This is a genomic window from Paraburkholderia sp. J63, assembly GCF_905220245.1.
In the GTDB taxonomy this organism is placed as follows: domain Bacteria; phylum Pseudomonadota; class Gammaproteobacteria; order Burkholderiales; family Burkholderiaceae; genus Paraburkholderia.
In genome coordinates this window covers 123,508-141,109 of sequence record NZ_CAJMZF010000018.1, presented here as the reverse complement: position 1 = coordinate 141,109, position 17,602 = coordinate 123,508, and the positions used below count along the sequence as shown (strand labels likewise).

General features: G+C 66.9%; 13 protein-coding genes. 3 read left to right on the top strand and 10 right to left on the bottom strand.

The window, feature by feature from the left end:
* The first annotated feature begins 310 nt into the window (after nucleotides 1-310).
* Nucleotides 311-1,768 carry a nucleobase:cation symporter-2 family protein gene (locus U5775_RS20515; RefSeq protein ID WP_322059917.1) on the top strand — a complete coding sequence of 486 codons (1,458 nt, stop codon included), beginning with the start codon at nucleotides 311-313 and terminating at the stop codon, nucleotides 1,766-1,768.
* Between the two features lie 224 nt (nucleotides 1,769-1,992).
* Here U5775_RS20515 and U5775_RS20510 read toward each other — a convergent pair whose 3' ends face one another.
* From U5775_RS20510 to U5775_RS20500, 3 genes are read right to left on the bottom strand one after another with little or no spacing between them, the layout of a single operon-like run.
* Complete coding sequence (locus tag U5775_RS20510; RefSeq protein ID WP_322059916.1) at nucleotides 1,993-3,534, bottom strand: efflux transporter outer membrane subunit; 1,542 nt, start codon at nucleotides 3,532-3,534, stop codon at nucleotides 1,993-1,995.
* A 1-nt stretch (nucleotide 3,535) separates the two neighbouring features.
* The gene (locus U5775_RS20505) at nucleotides 3,536-6,811 is read right to left on the bottom strand and encodes an efflux RND transporter permease subunit (protein WP_322059915.1); all 3,276 of its coding nucleotides are present in this window, start codon (nucleotides 6,809-6,811) and stop codon (nucleotides 3,536-3,538) included.
* 15 nt (nucleotides 6,812-6,826) lie between these two features.
* Nucleotides 6,827-8,116, bottom strand: a complete 1,290-nt coding sequence (locus tag U5775_RS20500; protein ID WP_322059914.1) for an efflux RND transporter periplasmic adaptor subunit — start codon at nucleotides 8,114-8,116, stop codon at nucleotides 6,827-6,829.
* Between the two features lie 433 nt (nucleotides 8,117-8,549).
* On the opposite strand from U5775_RS20500, the gene U5775_RS20495 reads away from it, so the two are divergent.
* On the top strand, nucleotides 8,550-9,200 hold the full coding sequence (locus U5775_RS20495) for a TetR family transcriptional regulator (RefSeq protein WP_322059913.1): 651 nt from the start codon (nucleotides 8,550-8,552) through the stop codon (nucleotides 9,198-9,200).
* Nucleotides 9,201-9,211: 11 nt separating this feature from the next.
* Here U5775_RS20495 and U5775_RS20490 read toward each other — a convergent pair whose 3' ends face one another.
* Nucleotides 9,212-9,847: a cysteine hydrolase family protein gene (locus tag U5775_RS20490; RefSeq protein ID WP_322059912.1), complete on the bottom strand. Its 636-nt coding sequence runs from the start codon at nucleotides 9,845-9,847 to the stop codon at nucleotides 9,212-9,214.
* Nucleotides 9,848-10,083: 236 nt separating this feature from the next.
* On the opposite strand from U5775_RS20490, the gene U5775_RS20485 reads away from it, so the two are divergent.
* A complete protein-coding gene (locus U5775_RS20485) occupies nucleotides 10,084-11,136 on the top strand; it encodes a helix-turn-helix domain-containing protein (RefSeq protein WP_322059911.1) in 1,053 nt (350 codons plus the stop codon).
* A 95-nt stretch (nucleotides 11,137-11,231) separates the two neighbouring features.
* Here U5775_RS20485 and U5775_RS20480 read toward each other — a convergent pair whose 3' ends face one another.
* The 6 genes from U5775_RS20480 to U5775_RS20455 all read right to left on the bottom strand — a co-directional run bounded on the left by U5775_RS20480 (nucleotide 11,232) and on the right by U5775_RS20455 (nucleotide 17,381).
* On the bottom strand, nucleotides 11,232-11,957 hold the full coding sequence (locus U5775_RS20480) for a CoxG family protein (protein ID WP_322059910.1): 726 nt from the start codon (nucleotides 11,955-11,957) through the stop codon (nucleotides 11,232-11,234).
* A 172-nt stretch (nucleotides 11,958-12,129) separates the two neighbouring features.
* Complete coding sequence (locus U5775_RS20475; protein ID WP_322059909.1) at nucleotides 12,130-12,495, bottom strand: DUF427 domain-containing protein; 366 nt, start codon at nucleotides 12,493-12,495, stop codon at nucleotides 12,130-12,132.
* 275 nt (nucleotides 12,496-12,770) lie between these two features.
* Nucleotides 12,771-13,211: a carboxypeptidase regulatory-like domain-containing protein gene (locus U5775_RS20470; RefSeq protein ID WP_322059940.1), complete on the bottom strand. Its 441-nt coding sequence runs from the start codon at nucleotides 13,209-13,211 to the stop codon at nucleotides 12,771-12,773.
* 437 nt (nucleotides 13,212-13,648) lie between these two features.
* On the bottom strand, nucleotides 13,649-15,160 hold the full coding sequence (locus U5775_RS20465; RefSeq protein WP_322059908.1) for a DegQ family serine endoprotease: 1,512 nt from the start codon (nucleotides 15,158-15,160) through the stop codon (nucleotides 13,649-13,651).
* A 240-nt stretch (nucleotides 15,161-15,400) separates the two neighbouring features.
* Entirely contained in the window at nucleotides 15,401-16,702 is a 1,302-nt protein-coding gene (locus tag U5775_RS20460) for an ATP-binding protein (protein WP_322059907.1), read from the bottom strand.
* Nucleotides 16,703-16,718: 16 nt separating this feature from the next.
* Entirely contained in the window at nucleotides 16,719-17,381 is a 663-nt protein-coding gene (locus U5775_RS20455) for a response regulator (RefSeq protein WP_322059906.1), read from the bottom strand.
* Nucleotides 17,382-17,602: the final 221 nt, after the last annotated feature.

Genomic DNA, 17,602 nt, shown 5'->3' with positions numbered 1-17,602 from the left:
TCCAGGTCATTGCCGCGCCCATCACGCGCAAAGCGGCGCAATGCCGTCCGAGGCCTGAAACCACCTGAAAAGCGGGCTTAACGCTGCGTCTGGACGTCGCACGAGCATTCCCACGATGCGCCGCAGCATCGCCGCGCCACCAAATCCCGGGCTCCGCGCGGCCTGATCCTACCCCGATATAAGAGGCGGCGCCCCTCGCGCGCATATCGCCCCCGGAAAGCACGGAATAGTCTCCAGTGGTCTTGTTGCTTCTTTTCGGCGCGAATACCTTGGAGGCCATATTCTGAAACGAAAGACGGAGAGAGACGACATGCATCCCCAGGGTATCGAAAGGGAGGCCGCCGCCCAGGCGCGCAGCCAGGTTCACCCGGTAGACGAGCGCCTGCCGTTCGGCCAGCTTCTCACACTCGGCATCCAGCACGTGCTCGTGATGTACGCGGGCGCGGTCGCCGTGCCGCTCATCGTCGGCGGCGCGATTGGCCTGCCCAAAGATCAGGTCGCGTTCCTCATCAGCGCCGACCTGTTCGCCTGCGGTATCGCCACGCTGATCCAGACGCTCGGCCTCTGGATCTTCGGCATCCGTCTGCCCGTCATCATGGGCTGCACGTTCGCTTCGGTCGGCCCGATGATCGCCATCGGCACCAACCCCTCGCTCGGCATTCTCGACATCTTCGGCTCCACGATCGCCGCGGGGGCGATCGGCATCGTCATAGCGCCGATGATCGGCAAGCTCCTGCGCTTCTTCCCGCCCGTCGTGGTGGGCACCGTGATCGCGGTGATCGGCCTCTCGCTCATGGAAGTGGGCATCAACTGGGCCGCGGGCGGCGTGGGCAATCCCGACTACGGCAACCCGGTCTATCTGGGCCTCTCGCTCGTCGTGCTGATGCTGATTCTTCTCATCAACAAGTTCGGCCGCGGCTTCATCGCCAATATCTCGGTGCTGCTCGGCATCGTGGCGGGCTTCGCGATCGCTCTCGTGCTCGGCCGCGTGAACCTCGACGGCGTGACGCACGCCCACTGGGTGGGCATCGTGATGCCGTTCCACTTCGGCATGCCGAAGTTCCACATCCTGCCGATCGCGACGATGGTGATCGTGATGTTCGTGACCTTCATCGAGTCGACGGGCATGTTCCTCGCCGTGGGCGACATGGTCGATCGCCCTGTCGATCAGGCAACGCTGGTGCGCGGCCTGCGTGTGGACGGTCTGGGCACGCTGATCGGCGGCATCTTCAACTCGTTCCCGCATACCTCGTTCTCGCAGAACGTCGGCCTGATCGGCGTGACGGGCGTGAAGAGCCGTTTCGTCTGCGCCACCGGCGGCGTGATTCTCGTGACGCTGGGCCTGTTCCCGAAGATGGCGCAGGTCGTGGCCTCGGTGCCCCCGTTCGTGCTCGGCGGCGCGGGTCTCGTGATGTTCGGCATGGTGGCCGCCAACGGCATCAAGGTGCTCTCGAAGGTCGACTTCGTAAAGAACCACCACAACCTGTTCATCGTGGCCGTGAGCGTGGGCTTTGGCCTCGTGCCGGTGGTGTCCCCGAAGTTCTTCTCGCAGCTTCCGCCGGCCCTCTCGCCGCTCCTGCATAGCGGCATCCTGCTCGCTTCGGTGTCGGCTGTGATCCTCAATCTGATTTTCAACGGCGCCAAGAGCGAGCGCGCCGCGGAACAGGACATCCACCGCGTGAGCCACGACTTCGAAGGCACGCAGTCGCGCGACGGCGAACAAGAACCGGAAGCTGGACAGGGCATGCCGCGCACGGCGGCACACTGAGTCGACGCGAGAGGCGCCCCGGCCGGGCGATAAAAACGCGGCCGGGGCCTTTTGCTGGTTTGGCGTCACGGGAAACCGTGACGCCTTTTTTGTTTTCGGATGAGCCAATAAAAACGCCACGGTCTCCCGTGGCGTTCGCACATCTGGACGCGTGGCGATGTTCGGCGAAGCGTCCCAGCCTGGTATCGCAACCCGAGCCGCAACCCAAACCGCAACCCGGCGTCTCAACCCGCCGAAGGCTGCCCATTGGCATTGGCGGCCGGCGCCGAAGCCGCCGCCGGCGCGCTGGCCACGCCGTAGTCGACCGGCGCATCGGCCGGACGCGGCGTCTCGCCCGCGTGCTCGATCCAGCCGCCGCCCAGCGCACGATACAGATCGACGAGGTTGGTGAGCCGCGCGAGCCGCGCCGTGACGAGCGCCTGCTGCGACTGGTACAGACTGGTCTGCGCGGTCAGCACCGGCAGATAGCTGTCCACGCCGTTCTTGTAGCGCAGCACCGAAAGGTCGAGCCCGCGCTGGCTCGCGAACGTGCTGCGCTCGAGCGCCCCGATCTGCTGATCGTAAGTGCCGCGCGCCGCGAGGCCATCGGCCACTTCGCGGAACGCCGACTGGATCGCCTTCTCGTAGTTGGCGATCTCGATGCGCTTCTCGACGTTCGCGAGCTGCAGATTCGCGATGTTCGAGCCGCCTTCGAAGATCGGCAAGGTCACCTGCGGCACGAAGCTCCACGCCGCCGTGCCCGCCTTGAACAGCCCGCCGAGCGAGAGGCTTTCGGTGCCCAATGCCGCCGTGAGCGAGATCTTCGGGAAGAACGCCGCACGCGCCGCGCCAATATTGGCGTTGGCCGCGAGCAGGTTCTCCTCGGCCTCCATGATGTCCGGACGCCGCGTGAGCAGGTCGGACGGCAGGCCCGCCGGGATGTCGGTGAGCAGGTTCTGGCCGTCGAGCGGCAGGCCTTGCGGCAGGTCCGCCGGCAGCGGCTCGCCAAGCAGCAGCACGAGCGCGTTCTCGGCCTGCGCGCGGGCGCGCAATTGCGCCTGCAGGTTGGCCTGCGCGTTCTCGACCACGGTCTGCGCCTGGCGCAGATCGAGCTCGGTGCCGGTGCCGGTGTCGAACTGCGCCTTCGTGATGTTGTACGAGTCCTGCGCGGTCTTGAGCGTGTCCTGCGTGACCTTCAGCAGGTCGTCGTCGGAGAGCATCGTCAGGTACTGGTCGGCGACCTGCGAGACGAGCGAGATCTCCGCCGCCTTGCGCGCCTGCGCCGTCGACAGATACTGCGCGAGCGCCTGGTCCTTCAGGCTGCGGATACGCCCCCAGAAGTCGATTTCCCACGACGCCTGCAAGCCCACGTTGTAGACGCTGTACGGGTTCTCGGGCGCGGTCTGCAGGGCTCTCGGCACGCGCGTGCGCGTGTCCGAGCCCACGCCGTCGATCGCCGGGAACAGATCGGCGCGCGTGATCTGATACTGCGCGCGCGCCGCCTCGACGTTGAGCACCGAAACGCGCAGGTCGCGGTTGTTCTTCAGCGCGATCCCGACCAGCTGCTGCAGGCGCGGATCGACGAAGAAGTCGCGCCAGCCGATATCGGTGGCCACGGCGCCGTTGGCGCTGCGGCCCGCCTGGCCGTTCTCGCCGGGCTGCGTCGCGTAGACGCCGCCCTGGGGATACGCCTGCGAGACCGGCGCCTCGGGCCGGTGATACCACGGCGCCATCGTGCAACCCGCGAGTAGCGCAGCGGCCGCCGCAATTACGGATAGTTTATGCATCTCAATGTCCTTCCTTGCCCTGGCCGTTGCCACCATTCGCACCGCCGTCGCCAGCCGGGCCGCCTGAGCCACCCGCGCCACCCGCGCCACCATCGGGGCCGGCGTTATCGTCGTCGTGGTCGTGTGCGTGGTGCTCTTCGTAATGCTGGAGCGCGACGTCGGCGTCTTCCTTTTCGCCGGCGAACTTCGCGCGGATCACGACGAAGAACATCGGGATCATGAAGATCGCGAGGAACGTGGCCGTGATCATCCCGCCGATCACGCCCGTGCCGATCGCGTGCTGCGAAGCCGAGCCCGCGCCGTTACTGATCGCGAGCGGCAGCACGCCGAGAATGAACGCCATCGACGTCATCAGAATCGGCCGCAAACGCAGTCGCGAAGCTTCGAGCGCCGCCTCGATCGGTCCCATCTTGCCGTCCGCCTGCAGGTCGCGCGCGAATTCCACGATCAGAATCGCGTTCTTCGCCGAGAGACCCACGGTGGTCAGCAGACCCACCTGGAAGAACACGTCGTTTTCCAGCCCGCGCAGCGTCACCGCCAGCAGCGCGCCGAGCACGCCGAGCGGCACCACCATGATGACCGCGAACGGAATCGACCAGCTCTCATAGAGCGCCGCGAGACACAGGAACACCACGAGGATCGAGATGCCGTACAGGATGGGCGCCTGCGAGCCCGACTGGATTTCCTGGAACGAGAGGCCCGTCCATTCGTAGCCGATCCCTGCCGGCAGCTTCGCCGCGATCTGCTCCATGGCCGTCATGGCCTGGCCGGTCGACTTGCCCGCCCCCGCCTGGCCCTGGATTTCCACCGCCGAAATGCCGTTGTAGCGCTCGAGCTTGGGCGACCCGTAGGTCCAGTGGCCGGTCGCGAACGCGTTGAACGGCACCATCCCGCCCGAGCTGTTGCGCACGTACCAGATGTTCATGTCGTCCGGCGTCATGCGGAACGGCGCGTCGGACTGCACGTACACCTTCTTGATACGGCCGTCGGTATCGAGGAAGTTGTTCACGTACTGCGACGCCCACGCGATCGAGAACGTCTGGTCGACCGCAGCCGCCGTCACGCCCAGCGCATTCGCCTTCTCGCGGTCGATATCGACCTGGTACTGCGGCGTATCGTTCAGGCCGTTCGGACGCACGAGCGAGAGCGACGGGTCCTTCGCGGCCATGCCGAGCAGCATGTTGCGCGCTTCCATCAGCTTCTCGTGACCCACACCGCCGCGATCCTGGAGCTCGAAGTCGAAGCCCGAGGCCGTGCCCAGTTCAGGAATCGACGGCGGATTCACCGGAATCACCATCGCGTCCTTGTAGTTCGCGAAGTGCCCGAACACCCGGCCGACCAGCGCCTGAACCTTCTGGTTCGCGTGCTGACGCTCCTTGTAGTCCTTCATGCGCACGAACACGAGACCCGAGTTCTGGCCGCGGCCGGCAAAGCTGAAGCCGTTCACCGTGAACGTCGACTCGACGATGTCCTTCTCGTCGTTGAGCAGATAGTTCTGGATGTTGGCCAGCGTGCGCGCCGTGGTTTCCTGGGTCGAGCCCGAAGGCGTCTGCACGATCACGAACATCGTGCCCTGATCTTCATCGGGCAGGAACGACTTGGGCAGGCGCACGAACAGGAGACCCACCGCGACGATCAGCGCGAGATAGATGATGAGCCAGCGGCCCGAGCGCTTGATCACGTGGTGCACGCCGCTGTGATACTTGTCGCGGCTCGTCTCGAAGGTGCGGTTGAACCAGCCGAAGAAGCCCTTCTTCTCTTCGTGGTGGCCCTTCGGGATCGGCTTGAGGATGGTCGCGCAGAGCGCCGGCGTCAAAATCAGCGCGACGAGCACGGACAGCACCATCGCCGCCACGATCGTGAGCGAGAACTGCCGGTAGATGGCGCCCACCGAGCCGCCCGAGAACGCCACCGGCACGAACACCGCGGAGAGCACGAGCGCCACGCCCACGAGTGCGCCGGTGATCTGGCCCATCGCCTTGCGCGTGGCTTCCTTCGGTCCTAACCCCTCTTCCACCATCACGCGCTCGACGTTCTCCACGACCACGATGGCGTCGTCGACCAGCAGGCCGATGGCGAGCACGAGGCCGAACATCGAGAGCGTATTGATGGAGAAGCCCACCATCGCCATGATCGCGAACGTACCCAGCAGCACCACCGGCACCGCGATCGTCGGAATCAGGGTCGCGCGCAGGTTCTGCAGGAACAGGTACATCACGAGGAACACCAGCACGATGCCTTCGAGCAGCGTCTTGATCACTTCCTCGATCGACAGGCGCACGAACGGCGTCGTGTCGTACGGGTACTTCACGACGAGGCCGTGCGGGAAGTACTTCGAGAGGTCGTCGATCTTCTCGCGCACGAGCTTCGCGGTCTGCAGCGCGTTGGCGCCCGTCGCGAGCTGGATGCCGAGGCCGGCCGTCGGCGCACCGTTGTACTTCGTGTCGAAGTTGTAGTTCTCGCCGCCGAGGCTGATGCGCGCCACGTCTTTCAGACGCACCTGCGAGCCATCCTGGTTCACCTTCAGCAGGATGTTGCCGAACTCCGTGGGCGTGTGCAGCAGCGTCGATTCGGTGATGGTCGCCTGGAACGACTGCCCCGCCACCGCCGGCGTGCCGCCGAGCTGGCCGCCCGCGATCTGCACGTTCTGCGCCGTGATCGCGGCTGCAACGTCCGAGGGCGTGAGACTGTAGTTCGTGAGCTTGTTCGGATCGAGCCAGACGCGCATCGCATACTGCGAGCCGAACAGCGTGACCGTACCCACGCCGTCGATACGGCTGATCGGGTCTTCCACGTTCGACGCCACGTAGTTCGCGAGGTCGTACTTGGTCATGCTGCCGTCTTCGGAGACGAACGCGAGCACGAGCAGGAAGCTGCTGCTCGACTTCGTGACCTTGATGCCGAGCTGCTGCACCACCTGCGGCAGGACCGGCGTGGCGAGCTGCAGCTTGTTCTGCACCTGCACCTGCGCGATGTCCGGGTTGGTGCCCGCGGCGAAGGTCAGCGTGATGGTGGCCGTGCCCGAGTCATCGGACGTCGACGAGAGATACAGGAGGTGATCGAGACCGCTCATCTGCTGCTCGATCACCTGGGTGACCGTATCTTCCACCGTCTTCGCCGATGCGCCCGGGTAGGTCGCGCTGATCTGGATGGACGGCGGCGCGATGGTCGGATACTGCGCGACCGGCAGCGTGAAAACCGACGCCACACCGGCCAGCATCAGGATGATGGCGATCACCCATGCAAAGATCGGGCGATCGATAAAGAACTTTGCCATGAAGCAGGCTCCCTGTTAATGCGCAGCGGAGGCGGCGGGCGCGGACGCAGCGGGCGCCGCCGAGGCAGCGGACGCACCCGATGCACCCGACGCACCACCGGCACCTGCGTTCGCATAGCCCGAAGCCGTCGCCTCGTCCGCCGAAGGCGCGCCCGGCGGGGGCGGCGGCGGCAGGTTGGCAGCCACCGCCTTCACGGTCGCGCCCGGACGCACCTTCTCGGTGCCCTGCACGATCACGCGGTCGCCCGGTTGCAGGCCGCTTTCGACGACCCAGTCCTGGCCCTGCGTGCCCGAGGTGACGATCGGATGCGACACGACCTTGTTGCTGTTGTCGACGAGCAGCACCGTGGCCTGCCCCTTCTGGTCGTGCTGCACGCCCACCTGCGGCACGAGGAACGCGTTCTCGTTGGTGCCTTCGTCGATGCGCGCGCGCACGAACATGCCCGGCAGCAGCACGCGGTCGGGATTCGGGAACAGCGCGCGGATCGTGACCGAGCCCGTGGTCTGGTCGACCGTGACGTCGGTGAACTGGAGCTTGCCCTGCTGCGCGTAGTTGCGGCCGTCTTCGAGCACGAGCGTGACCTTGGCCGCATCCGGGCCATTGGTCTTCAGGCGCCCCGACTCGACGTCGCGGCGCAGCTTCAGGCCGTCGAGGCTCGACTGCGTGAGGTCCACGTACATCGGGTCCATCTGCTGCACGGTGGACATGAGCGTCGCCTGGCTCGCCTGCACGTAGGCGCCCGGCGTGACCTGCGAGATGCCGACCTTGCCCGTGATGGGCGAGACGACGTCCGTGTAGCCCAGATTGATCTGCGCGGTGTCGACCGCGGCCTTGCCGGCGTCGACGTCGGCCTGCGCCTGGCCTTGCGCGGCCACGGCGTTGTCGTAGTCCTGCTTGCTGACCGCGTTGGCCTTGACGAGCACCTTGTAGCGCTCGACCAGCGCGTTCTGCGTGACGAGATTGGCCTTCGCCTTCGCGAGCGTGGCCTTGGCGTTATTGAGCGTGGCGATGTACGGCGCCGGGTCGATCTTGTACAGGCGCTGGCCCGCCTTCACGACCGAACCCTCGGTGAACTCGCGGCGCAGCACGATGCCGTCGACCCGCGCGCGCACTTGCGCGACGAGGAAGGCATTGGTGCGGCCCGGCAGCTCGGTCACGACCGGCACGGAGGTGGGCTGGACAGCGACAACACCGACTTCGGGGGTTTGCGGCGGCGGAGCGGACTGCTTTTGCCCGCACGCTGCGAGCACTACGGCAGCCGTCGCGAAGGTAATAAGGCGGAATGGAACCCGTTCGACGCGCATGGAGCGACCTCTGTCTATAACTGACAATAAAAGCGTGCGGCGTCCTTCACGAAGAAGGACGACGACGCACGCCAGCATGTGGCGATACCTGACGGATAACCGGGTACTTCGGGAATGGCGCGATACCGGTCAGCAACGTCCGTCCGGGCGATTTCTCGGCGCGCAACATTAATCGACCGCGCGCATTGGGGTTTCTACGACCAATTGGCCAGTGACGGATATTAACCGGACATCAACTCTTGAGGTACCCAGGTGGTGGGGTGGTATTATAGATACATTCGCGAATGGATGTAAAAGAACAAACATTCTGAGAGAAGGACAAATTCAAGGGCGTTCGGCGCGTGACTGTCATATTACAAATCAATACATTGCCGATCTGACGCTTTTGTGATTTTTAGCCTTATTAACCCATATATTGAGCAATAAATCCCCCATGGCCCGACGTACGAAAGAGGAAGCGCTGGAGACGCGCAACCGCATTCTCGACGCCGCCGAGCACGTCTTTTTCGAAAAAGGCGTGTCGCGCAGTTCGCTTGCCGATATCGCCCAGGCCGCCGGCGTGACGCGCGGGGCGATCTATTGGCATTTCGAGAATAAGGGCGACCTCTTTACGGCCATGTTCGATCGCGTGGTCCTGCCGCTCGACGAGATGAAGGCGGCCACGGTCGACCCCGACGAGCCCGACCCGCTCGGGCGCATCAAGGACCTCTGCACGCTGTGCCTGCGCGACACCGCCACCGACGCGCGGCGCCGGCGCGTGTTCGAGATCCTGTTCCTGAAGTGCGAGTTCGTGGAGGAGATGGGGCCCGTCATGGCGCGCCATCAGGGCAATATGCGCGAGGGGCTCATGCGCATCGAGGAAGGCTTGCGCAACGCGATGTCCAAGGGGCAGCTGCCGGCCAGCCTCGACGCCCCGCGCGCGGCGCGCGTGCTGCACTCGTTCATCACCGGCGCATTGCGCGACATGGCGATCCTGCCGGACATGTTCGACGTGGCACACAACGCGGAGCAGCACGTCGAGGCCATGCTCGACGCGCTGCGCCACAGCCCGGCGCTGCGCGTCGATCCGGCGGCAAAGGAATAAGCCGGCCGGCGTCAAGCCGTCACGTGACTCGCGCGCGCACGCTGATTCGACGCGTAGATGTTGTCGTGCTCCAGCGGCACGCCCGCTTCGAGCGCGGCGATCCACGCATCGGTGCTGACCACGGCGGCGAAGCGCGAGTGCATCACCACGCCGAATACGCGATGGATCTCGGCGGCGCTCGCCGCGCCCGCCGCGTTCTCGTACGGCACCGAGCCGGTCGCATCGTCGAGGAACTCGACCGCGAGGCCCGCGTGCGTCGCATCGAACACCGTCGACGCGTCGCAGTTGTGCGTCATATAGCCGGCGACGGCCAGGGTGTCGATGCCTTGCGCGGCGAGCCACGCGGCGAGACCGGTGCCCGCGAAGGCGCTCGGCAGCGCCTTTTCCACGTAATGATCGTGCTCGCGCGAGGCCACCACGGCGTGCAGCTCGGCGCCGACGCTGCCGCGCGCGAACAGCGGCGACTCGGCGGGCGCGAAATTCTGCACCACCACGACCGGCACGCCGGCGGCGCGCGCGGCGTCCATCGCGCGGCCGATGTTGGCGAGCGACGTCTGAACGTCCGGGTATTCGATCGGCAGATCGCCGGTGACGTATTCGTTCTGCACGTCGATGACGATCAGCGCACGGCGGGGGGTTGCGGACATGGCGATACCTCTTTTTTCGATAGGAGCCTGGCGGAATTCCGGCTGGAAATCGCGGCTGACCAGGCGGCTCGGCTGCGATGGACGCATTGTCGACGGGCGCGCCAGGCGCGCACAGTGGCCCGGATGACAACTTTCGATAGAATTGGGCCAAATACGGTTGGGCCGCATGCGGAAATAGCCTGTGCGCCCGCAGCCCCGTCCCCTGCCCGTACGCCTTGTCACTCGCGAGTCTGACCATGCCTGCCCATCCCCGCACCGCGTCTTCCGTTTGCGCGCCGCGTGCCGGCGCCGCCGCATCGACGACATCGACGACATCGGCCGCATCGGCCACACCCGCCGCGCGCCGCATCGCCGTGGTCGCCTTCGACCGCATCATCCCGTTCCATCTCTCGGTGCCCTGCGTCGTGTTCGGCGAGGATCATTCGGCGGGCGGCGTGCCGCCGTTCGAGCTGCTCGTCTGCGCGGCCGAGCCGGGGCCACTCGCCACGACGGCGGGCTTCACGCTCGGGACGCCCTACGGACTCGACGCGCTCAGCGAGGCCGACGTCGTGATCGTGCCGAGCTGGCGCGACAAGGACGAAGCGCCGCCGGAGGCGTTGTGCGCGGCGCTGCACGAGGCCCATGCGCGCGGCGCGGTGCTCGTGGGGCTCTGCCTCGGCGCGTTCGTGCTCGCGCACGCGGGGCTGCTCGACGGGCGGCCGGCCACCACGCACTGGGCCGCCGCCGACGCCTTTGCGCAGCGCTTCCCGAGCGTGCGCTTCGACCCGGACGTGCTCTATATCGACGACGGCGACATCCTCACGTCGGCGGGCACGGCGGCGGGCCTCGATTGCTGTCTGCATCTGCTGCGACGCCTCGCCGGCACGCAGGCCGCGAACTACGTGGCGCGGCGGCTCGTGGTGCCGCCGCATCGCCAGGGCAGCCAGGCGCAGTACGTGCAGCAGCCCGTGGCGGTGCGCGGGCGCGGCGACCGGCTCTCGAGCCTGCTCGACTGGATTCGCGCCCATCTCGACACGCCGCATACGCTCGACTCGCTGGCGCAGCGCGCGCTCATGAGCCGGCGCACCTTCACGCGCCAGTTCCGCCTGACGACGGGCGCGACCGTGAGCGCGTGGCTGCTCGGCGAGCGGCTCGCCCGCGCGCAGCAGTTGCTCGAAACAACGGACCAGCCGATCGACGCCATTGCGCAGCGCGCGGGATTCGGCTCGGCCACGTCGCTGCGTCAGCATTTCGTGGAGGCGTTCAGGACTTCGCCTTCGGCATGGCGGCGCGAATTTCGCGGGACGTGACGGCGCGCGGTCGTCGACTGAGGCGGCCCGGACGGTGATTCAACACCGCGGGCCGGACTTGTAGGTCCCGACTGAATCCGGCGAAACGCCCGGATTCAACCGTCCGCGAAATGCCGCGCCACGTAGAACAGCAGCGCGACGAAGAAGATCATCGCGGCCCAGGCCCAGCTCGGCATCGCGTGCGGCGTGGGCTCGTGATGCAGCGTGCTCGCGGCGCGGCCCGACAGCGTGCCGCCCGAGTGCGGAAGCAGATGCGCGCGGCGCGCCACCGCCGCGAGATTGATCGGCCGCAGAAATACGTGCTGACGCCGGGGCGTCTCGCCGCGCACGCGGTTCGGCGCCTGACCGTGCTTGGCCGCGACCACGGCGCAAAATTCGGTGAAGAACTCGTCGGCGAGCTCGTGCAGTGCGTTTTCGATCTGGCGCGGCGGCAACTCGCCCAGCGGCCCGGTGAGCGTCGCCCAAACCGAATAGTCGATGCGCGTGCTCGCGCCCTCGCCCGCCCCGCGCTCCTCCTCGCGCAGCGCCACGTCGATCTGCCCGCGCAGCGAGCCGATGCCGTCGGCGCGCGCGCGAAAGCTCAGCACCCGGCGCGGCGTGAGCGGCACCGTCGCGACATCGCTGGCGATGTGAGCGCGCACTTCGTAGCGCGCGCGCAGCGGCCCGAGCGGCACGGTGAGCGTGAGCGCGTACTCGCCGGCGCCGAGACGTCGGAACGACTCGCAATGCTCCAGACTCGCCCGCACCAGCGCGGCGTCCTGCAGCGCCTGCCAGACGGCAGACGGCTCAAGCGGAATCCTTAACGCGTCGTTCAGTTCCATGGCGGCTCCCCGGTGGCAGTTCGAGAAGTTCTTTTAGGTCTTTTAGGTCGTGCAGTTTGCCCAGATTGCTCAACTTGCTCGGGTCGTTCGGTTCGTCAGTGCTCAATCCATTGCGGTTGTTGCGGCTGTTGCGGCTGGCCGCGCTTGCGCGCGGGCGCGCGAGCCGCAATGCTCAGGAAGTCTGATCGATGCGGTCCACGAGCTCCGTATGAAACGCCAGATAGCCCTTGATGCCGCGCACGGCATCGAGCGGCGCCTCGTAGCTCCAGGCGGCGTCCTCGACGCGGCCGTCCTCGGTGCGCAGGTGGTAATACGACGCCTCGCCCTTGTGCGGACACGGTTCGATGCGCGCGGAGCGCTCGAGCCGCGCCATGTTCACGTCGGCGCGCGGGAAATAGAAGACCTCGGGATTGCCGGGCTCGATGAGCGTGAGCGCCGCGAGCGTGTCGGCGATGGTGATGCCGCCGTGGATCACGCGCACGCGGTGCCGGTTCACGACGATGTCGATGCGATAGCCGGCACCCGGTTCGACCGTCATGGTCTGCTCCCTGATCGATGGACGCCGCGCTCTCGCGCAGCGCCTCCCCCGGCACGGCGTGCCGGTCCTTTTTGCGACCTGCGGCGCGCGGCTCACAGGCAGTGCACGCGCCGTTCACGTGCCGCTTACAGTCTCTCGCCAGCAAGGCCACGCCGGCCCGTGAAGGTCTTGTCTCACGGCGGCCGGGCAAAAAAGCCACGGCAGGCCGTGGCTTCATTATCGACGAAACTCAGGCGGCTTGCGCGAATTCGAAACGCCGCGCGCGCCGCGCGAATTTACCAGATGAACGACGCGCGGGCGCTGCCGTTCGAGCCCACGGTCACCGCACTCGTCTTGTTGATGCCGTTATGGCTCACGTGCACGGTATAGCGCCCCGGGCGCACGCGCACCAGCATGTACGGCCCGCGCGAGGTCGTGTCGAGCACGCTCGCGCCATGGGCGTCGACGATCTGCACGTGCACGTCGGCGAGAAACTCGGCGTTGCGGCCCGTGAAGCGCAGCGAGAGCGGCCAGCGCGAGCGCGCGGCCTGCAGCGCCTTCGACTCGTCGAGGCCGACGCCGCCCGAGACGAATTCGACGCCGCCCTGTTGCTGCACTTGCGGCATGCCGCCGCCGTTGGTGTTGCCGGCGCTCGACATATCGTTGGACGATCCGCCCACCGTGCCATTCGCGGGATTCATGCCATTCGCCGCTCCGTTGGCGCCGCCTTGCTGCATCGGCGCCTGCTGCATCGGCGCGCCTTGCTGCATCGGCATTTGCTGCATCGGCGTGTCATTCTGCGGAGGCACCTGTTGCCCCGGCGCGCCCGGCTGCATCGGCGCGCCCTCTTGCGGCGCGGGGACTTGCTGCACTTGCTGCGCTGCCGCGCCGCCCGCGAAGCCGAGCGCCAGGGTAGCCGCGAGCGCGACGGTCGAAAGAACGGGACGCGTGTGATGGAAACTCTTCATCGTGTCTGCTCCTTTACAAGTAGCTTCGGTACAAACGCGGCGCAAAATGCGTGCCCGCGCCCGCCCACATCGAAGAAACATCGAAAAAACGCGCAGAAAAGAAAACTGCCGCCGGGGCGCGAAGCCCACGGCGGCAGTGAAAAAGCGGCCCGGAAATCCCGGTATGCGCCTGAGCGCACCAGGCCGCTGGAGCGATACGGAAGACGTCAGCCCAGATCGACGGGCACGAAGATCTGCGCGTCGTCGCGCTGGATCAGCAGTGCGATGCTGTTGCCCGCGTGCGCGATCATCTGCTTGAGCTGATCGGCGCTCGTCACCGGACGGCCGTTCACGGCAAGAATCACGTCGCCGGGCTGGATACCGGCGTTTTCCGCCGCGCCGGCCGCCTGCTCGACGAGCAGGCCGTGATCGAGCGAGCTGCTGCTCTTCTCGTCCGGCGTGAGCGGGCGCACCGCGACGCCGAGGCGTCCCTGCATCTGCGACTGCGGCGTGTCGTTCGAGGCGACCTTGCTGTCGGTGAGCGCGCCGATCGTCGCCGAGAAGTCCTTGGTCGACTTGTCGCGCCACACCTGAATGTCGGCCTTCGTGCCCGGCTTCATGCCCGCGATCAGCGAAGGCAGATCGGACGAGTCGCCCACCTGCTCGCCGTTCACGGCGAGGATCACGTCGCCGGGCTTCAGGCCCGCCTTGGCGGCCGGACCGTTCGCGTCCACCGAGCTCACGAGCGCGCCATGCGGCTTGTCCATGCCGAACGAGTCGGCGAGCGTCTGGTTCATCGACTGCACCGCGACGCCGAGGCGCCCGCGGCTCACATGGCCGGTCTTGACGAGATCGTCCTTGACCTTCATCGCCTCATTGATCGGGATAGCGAACGAAAGGCCCTGGAAGCCGCCCGTCTGCGAGTAGATCATCGAGTTGATGCCGATGACTTCGCCCTGCAGATTGAACAGCGGGCCGCCCGAGTTGCCGGGGTTCACCGGCACGTCGGTCTGGATGAACGGCGTGTAGTTCTCGTCGGGCAGCGAGCGCGACTTCGCGCTGATGATGCCCGAGGTCACCGTGTTGTCGAAGCCGTAGGGCGAGCCGATCGCGACCACCCACTGGCCGACCTTGCTCTGGCGCGGGTCGCCGATCTTCACGGTCGGCAAATCCTTCGCGTCGATCTTGAGCACGGCGACGTCGGACTGCTTGTCGGCGCCCACGACCTTGGCCTTGAATTCGCGCTTGTCGGTGAGCTTCACGGTCACGACGTTCGCGCCGTCCACGACGTGCGCGTTGGTGAGGATGTAGCCGTCCGGGCTGATGATGAAGCCGGAACCGAGGCTCGTGCTCGGCGCGTCGGGCTGCATGCCGCCGCCGTCGCCCCCGCCCATGCCGGGCATGCCGCCGTAGAAGTGCTTGAAGAACTGGTAGAACGGATCGCTCGGATCGATCGGCAGTTGCTGGGCGCCGCCGCCACCGCCGCTGCGCATGGCGGTCTGCTTCACCACGTGCTTCGCACTGATGTTGACGACCGCCGGGCCGTAGGTTTCCACGAGCCCCGAGAAGTCAGGAATGCCGGTCTTGGCCGCGGCTTCGGCGGGCATCAGCGCGGCGGCCTGCGCCGGGGTGATGACCTGCGGCGGCGGCACGTCGCGGCGCCCGGCCACGTAGCCCGCCGACAACGCGACGGCAACGGCGATGGCCACGGCACTGCGGGTAATGACTTTGGTATTCATAGCGGACTCCTTGCGCGGGATACTGTCACGACGTAACGAAGGTTAAGCGGTATCGCTTAAAGGAGTCTTAAGCTGGGAACCTATTCGCAAACGCCCATGTACAGGGCGTTTGCGGGCCGTCCGGGATGCGCTCCCAAAGCGCCCGGCAATCCCGCGGGCGCAAATTGAAAGCAAAAAGAAAAGTTTAAAGCGCGCTTTAAAAGCGCTGATTAAATCGATGTTGCAAAACCCGCGCGCCGCTCAAAACCGCACTTCCACCTGCAACCCACCCGCCGGCGAATCGCCGAGCACGATCGCGGCGTCGTGCTGGTCGGCAATGCGGCGCACGATCGCAAGCCCGAGTCCCGTGCCCGATACGTCGGTGCGCGCGCGGTTCGCACTCGCGCCCACGCGGTAGAAGCGGTCGAACACGCGCGCGCGCTCGTCGACGGGAATGCCCGGCCCGCTATCTTCGATCCGCACGAGCGGATGCCCGTCGCTCACGATGAGCCGCACGTCCACGCGTCCGCCCGCGGGGGTGTATTTCGTCGCGTTGTCGAGCAGATTGTTGAACATCACGCGCAGCGCGTCGGCGTCTCCGTGCACGTGCGCGTCGGCGCTCTCCTCGATGCCGAGGTCCACGCCGCGCTGCTGCGCGAGCGGCGCATAGTTGAGCACGCAATCGTCGAGCAGCGCATGCAGGTCGACGCTTTGCGCGCGCGCGTGGCCGTCGGGCTCCGAGCGCGCGAGCGCGAGCAGTTGCTCGGCCAGGCGTGTGGCGCGCGTCACGCCGGCCTGCAGGTCGCCGAGCGCTTCGCGGCGCGTTTCGTCATCCCTTGCGCGCGCAACGAGTTGCGCCTGGATCTGCACGGCCGCGAGCGGCGTGCGCAATTCGTGCGCGGCGTCGGCCACGAAGGCCTTTTGCGTATCGATCGCCTGCGCGAGGCGGTCGAGCAGCGCGTTGAGCGCGTGCACGAGCGGCATCACCTCGCGCGGCAGGCGTTGCTCGGGCAGCGGCTCGAGCGCCTCGGGATGGCGCGTGTCGAGTGCGCGCGCCACGCGCGAGAGCGGCTTCAGGCCGCGCCCCACCACCATCCACACGGCCAGCCCGAGGAACGGCAGCAGCACGATCAGCGGCCAGAGCGTGCGCAGCGCGACGTTCGCGGCGAGCCGGTTGCGCACCGTCATCGGCTGGGCGAGCTGCACGACGTTGTCGCCGACGATCGCACCATAGACGCGCCAGTCGCCGCGGTCGGTGCGCTCGGTCGAAAAGCCGAGCTCCGCGCGCGGCGCGAGCGGCGCGCGCGGATGCGAGTAGTACATCAGCACGCCGTTGCGGTTCCAGATCTGCAGGACGATGCCTTCGGTGCCGGTGTCGCGCGAGCTCAGGATCTCGTTGAACGGCTCGGAAGGCAGCGCGGCCGCAATCTCCTGCAACTGGTAATCGAACAGCTCGTTGGCTTCGGCAAGCGCCTGGCGATAGATCAGCCAGCCCGCGAGGCCCACGCCCGCGACCACGATCGCGAGCAGCCAGAACAATAGTTGTCTGCGAATCGAACTCATCGGGCGATGCTCGTCCTCACGCGTCTTTCGCGATCATGTAGCCGAGGCCGCGCACGTTGCGGATGAGATCGGCGCCGAGCTTCTTGCGCAGCGCGTGGATATAGACCTCGACCGTGTTGCTGCCGATCTCCTCGCCCCAGCCGTACATCTTTTCTTCGAGCTGGGTCTTGGAGAGCACCGCGCCCGGGCGCGCGAGCAGCGCTTCGAGCAGGGCGAACTCGCGCGCGGAGAGCGCGACGGGCGAGCCGTCCTGGGTCACCTGGTGCGAGGCGGGGTCGAGCGTGATCGCGCCGTGGCGGATCATGGACTCGCTGCGGCCCGACTGGCGGCGGATCAGCGCGCGCATGCGCGCGCCCAGTTCGTCGAGGTCGAAGGGCTTGATGAGGTAGTCGTCGGCGCCGGCGTCGAGGCCTTTCACGCGGTCGGCGATGGCGTCGCGCGCCGTGAGGATCAGCACGGGCAGCGCCACGCTGCGCGCGCGCAGCGTGCGCAGCACGTCGAGGCCGTCGCGCTTGGGCAGCCCGAGATCGAGCAGCATCAGATCGTAGGATTCGCCGCTCGCGGCCGAGAGCGCGGCCTCGCCGTCCTCGACCCAGTCGACCGCGAAGCCCTCGCCGCGCAGCGCCTTGCGTACGCCCTCGGCGATCATGCGGTCATCTTCGACTAGCAGTATGCGCATCGTAATGAATTGGCCAGGCGGCGCGCGCGGCGCCGCGCCTGAAGTGATGACGATGCGTGCATTCTAGCGCCTCGCCACGCACCCGATGCCTTCTGGCCGGAAGCCGGGCGCCGCGCGTGGGCCGCAAGCGGCGGCGCGCATGGACGAAAAACGCGTCCTCATGCGCGCGCTACGCCCTGCGCCCGGGCAGGCTTTTGCCACGGCTTTTGCCACATTTCTCG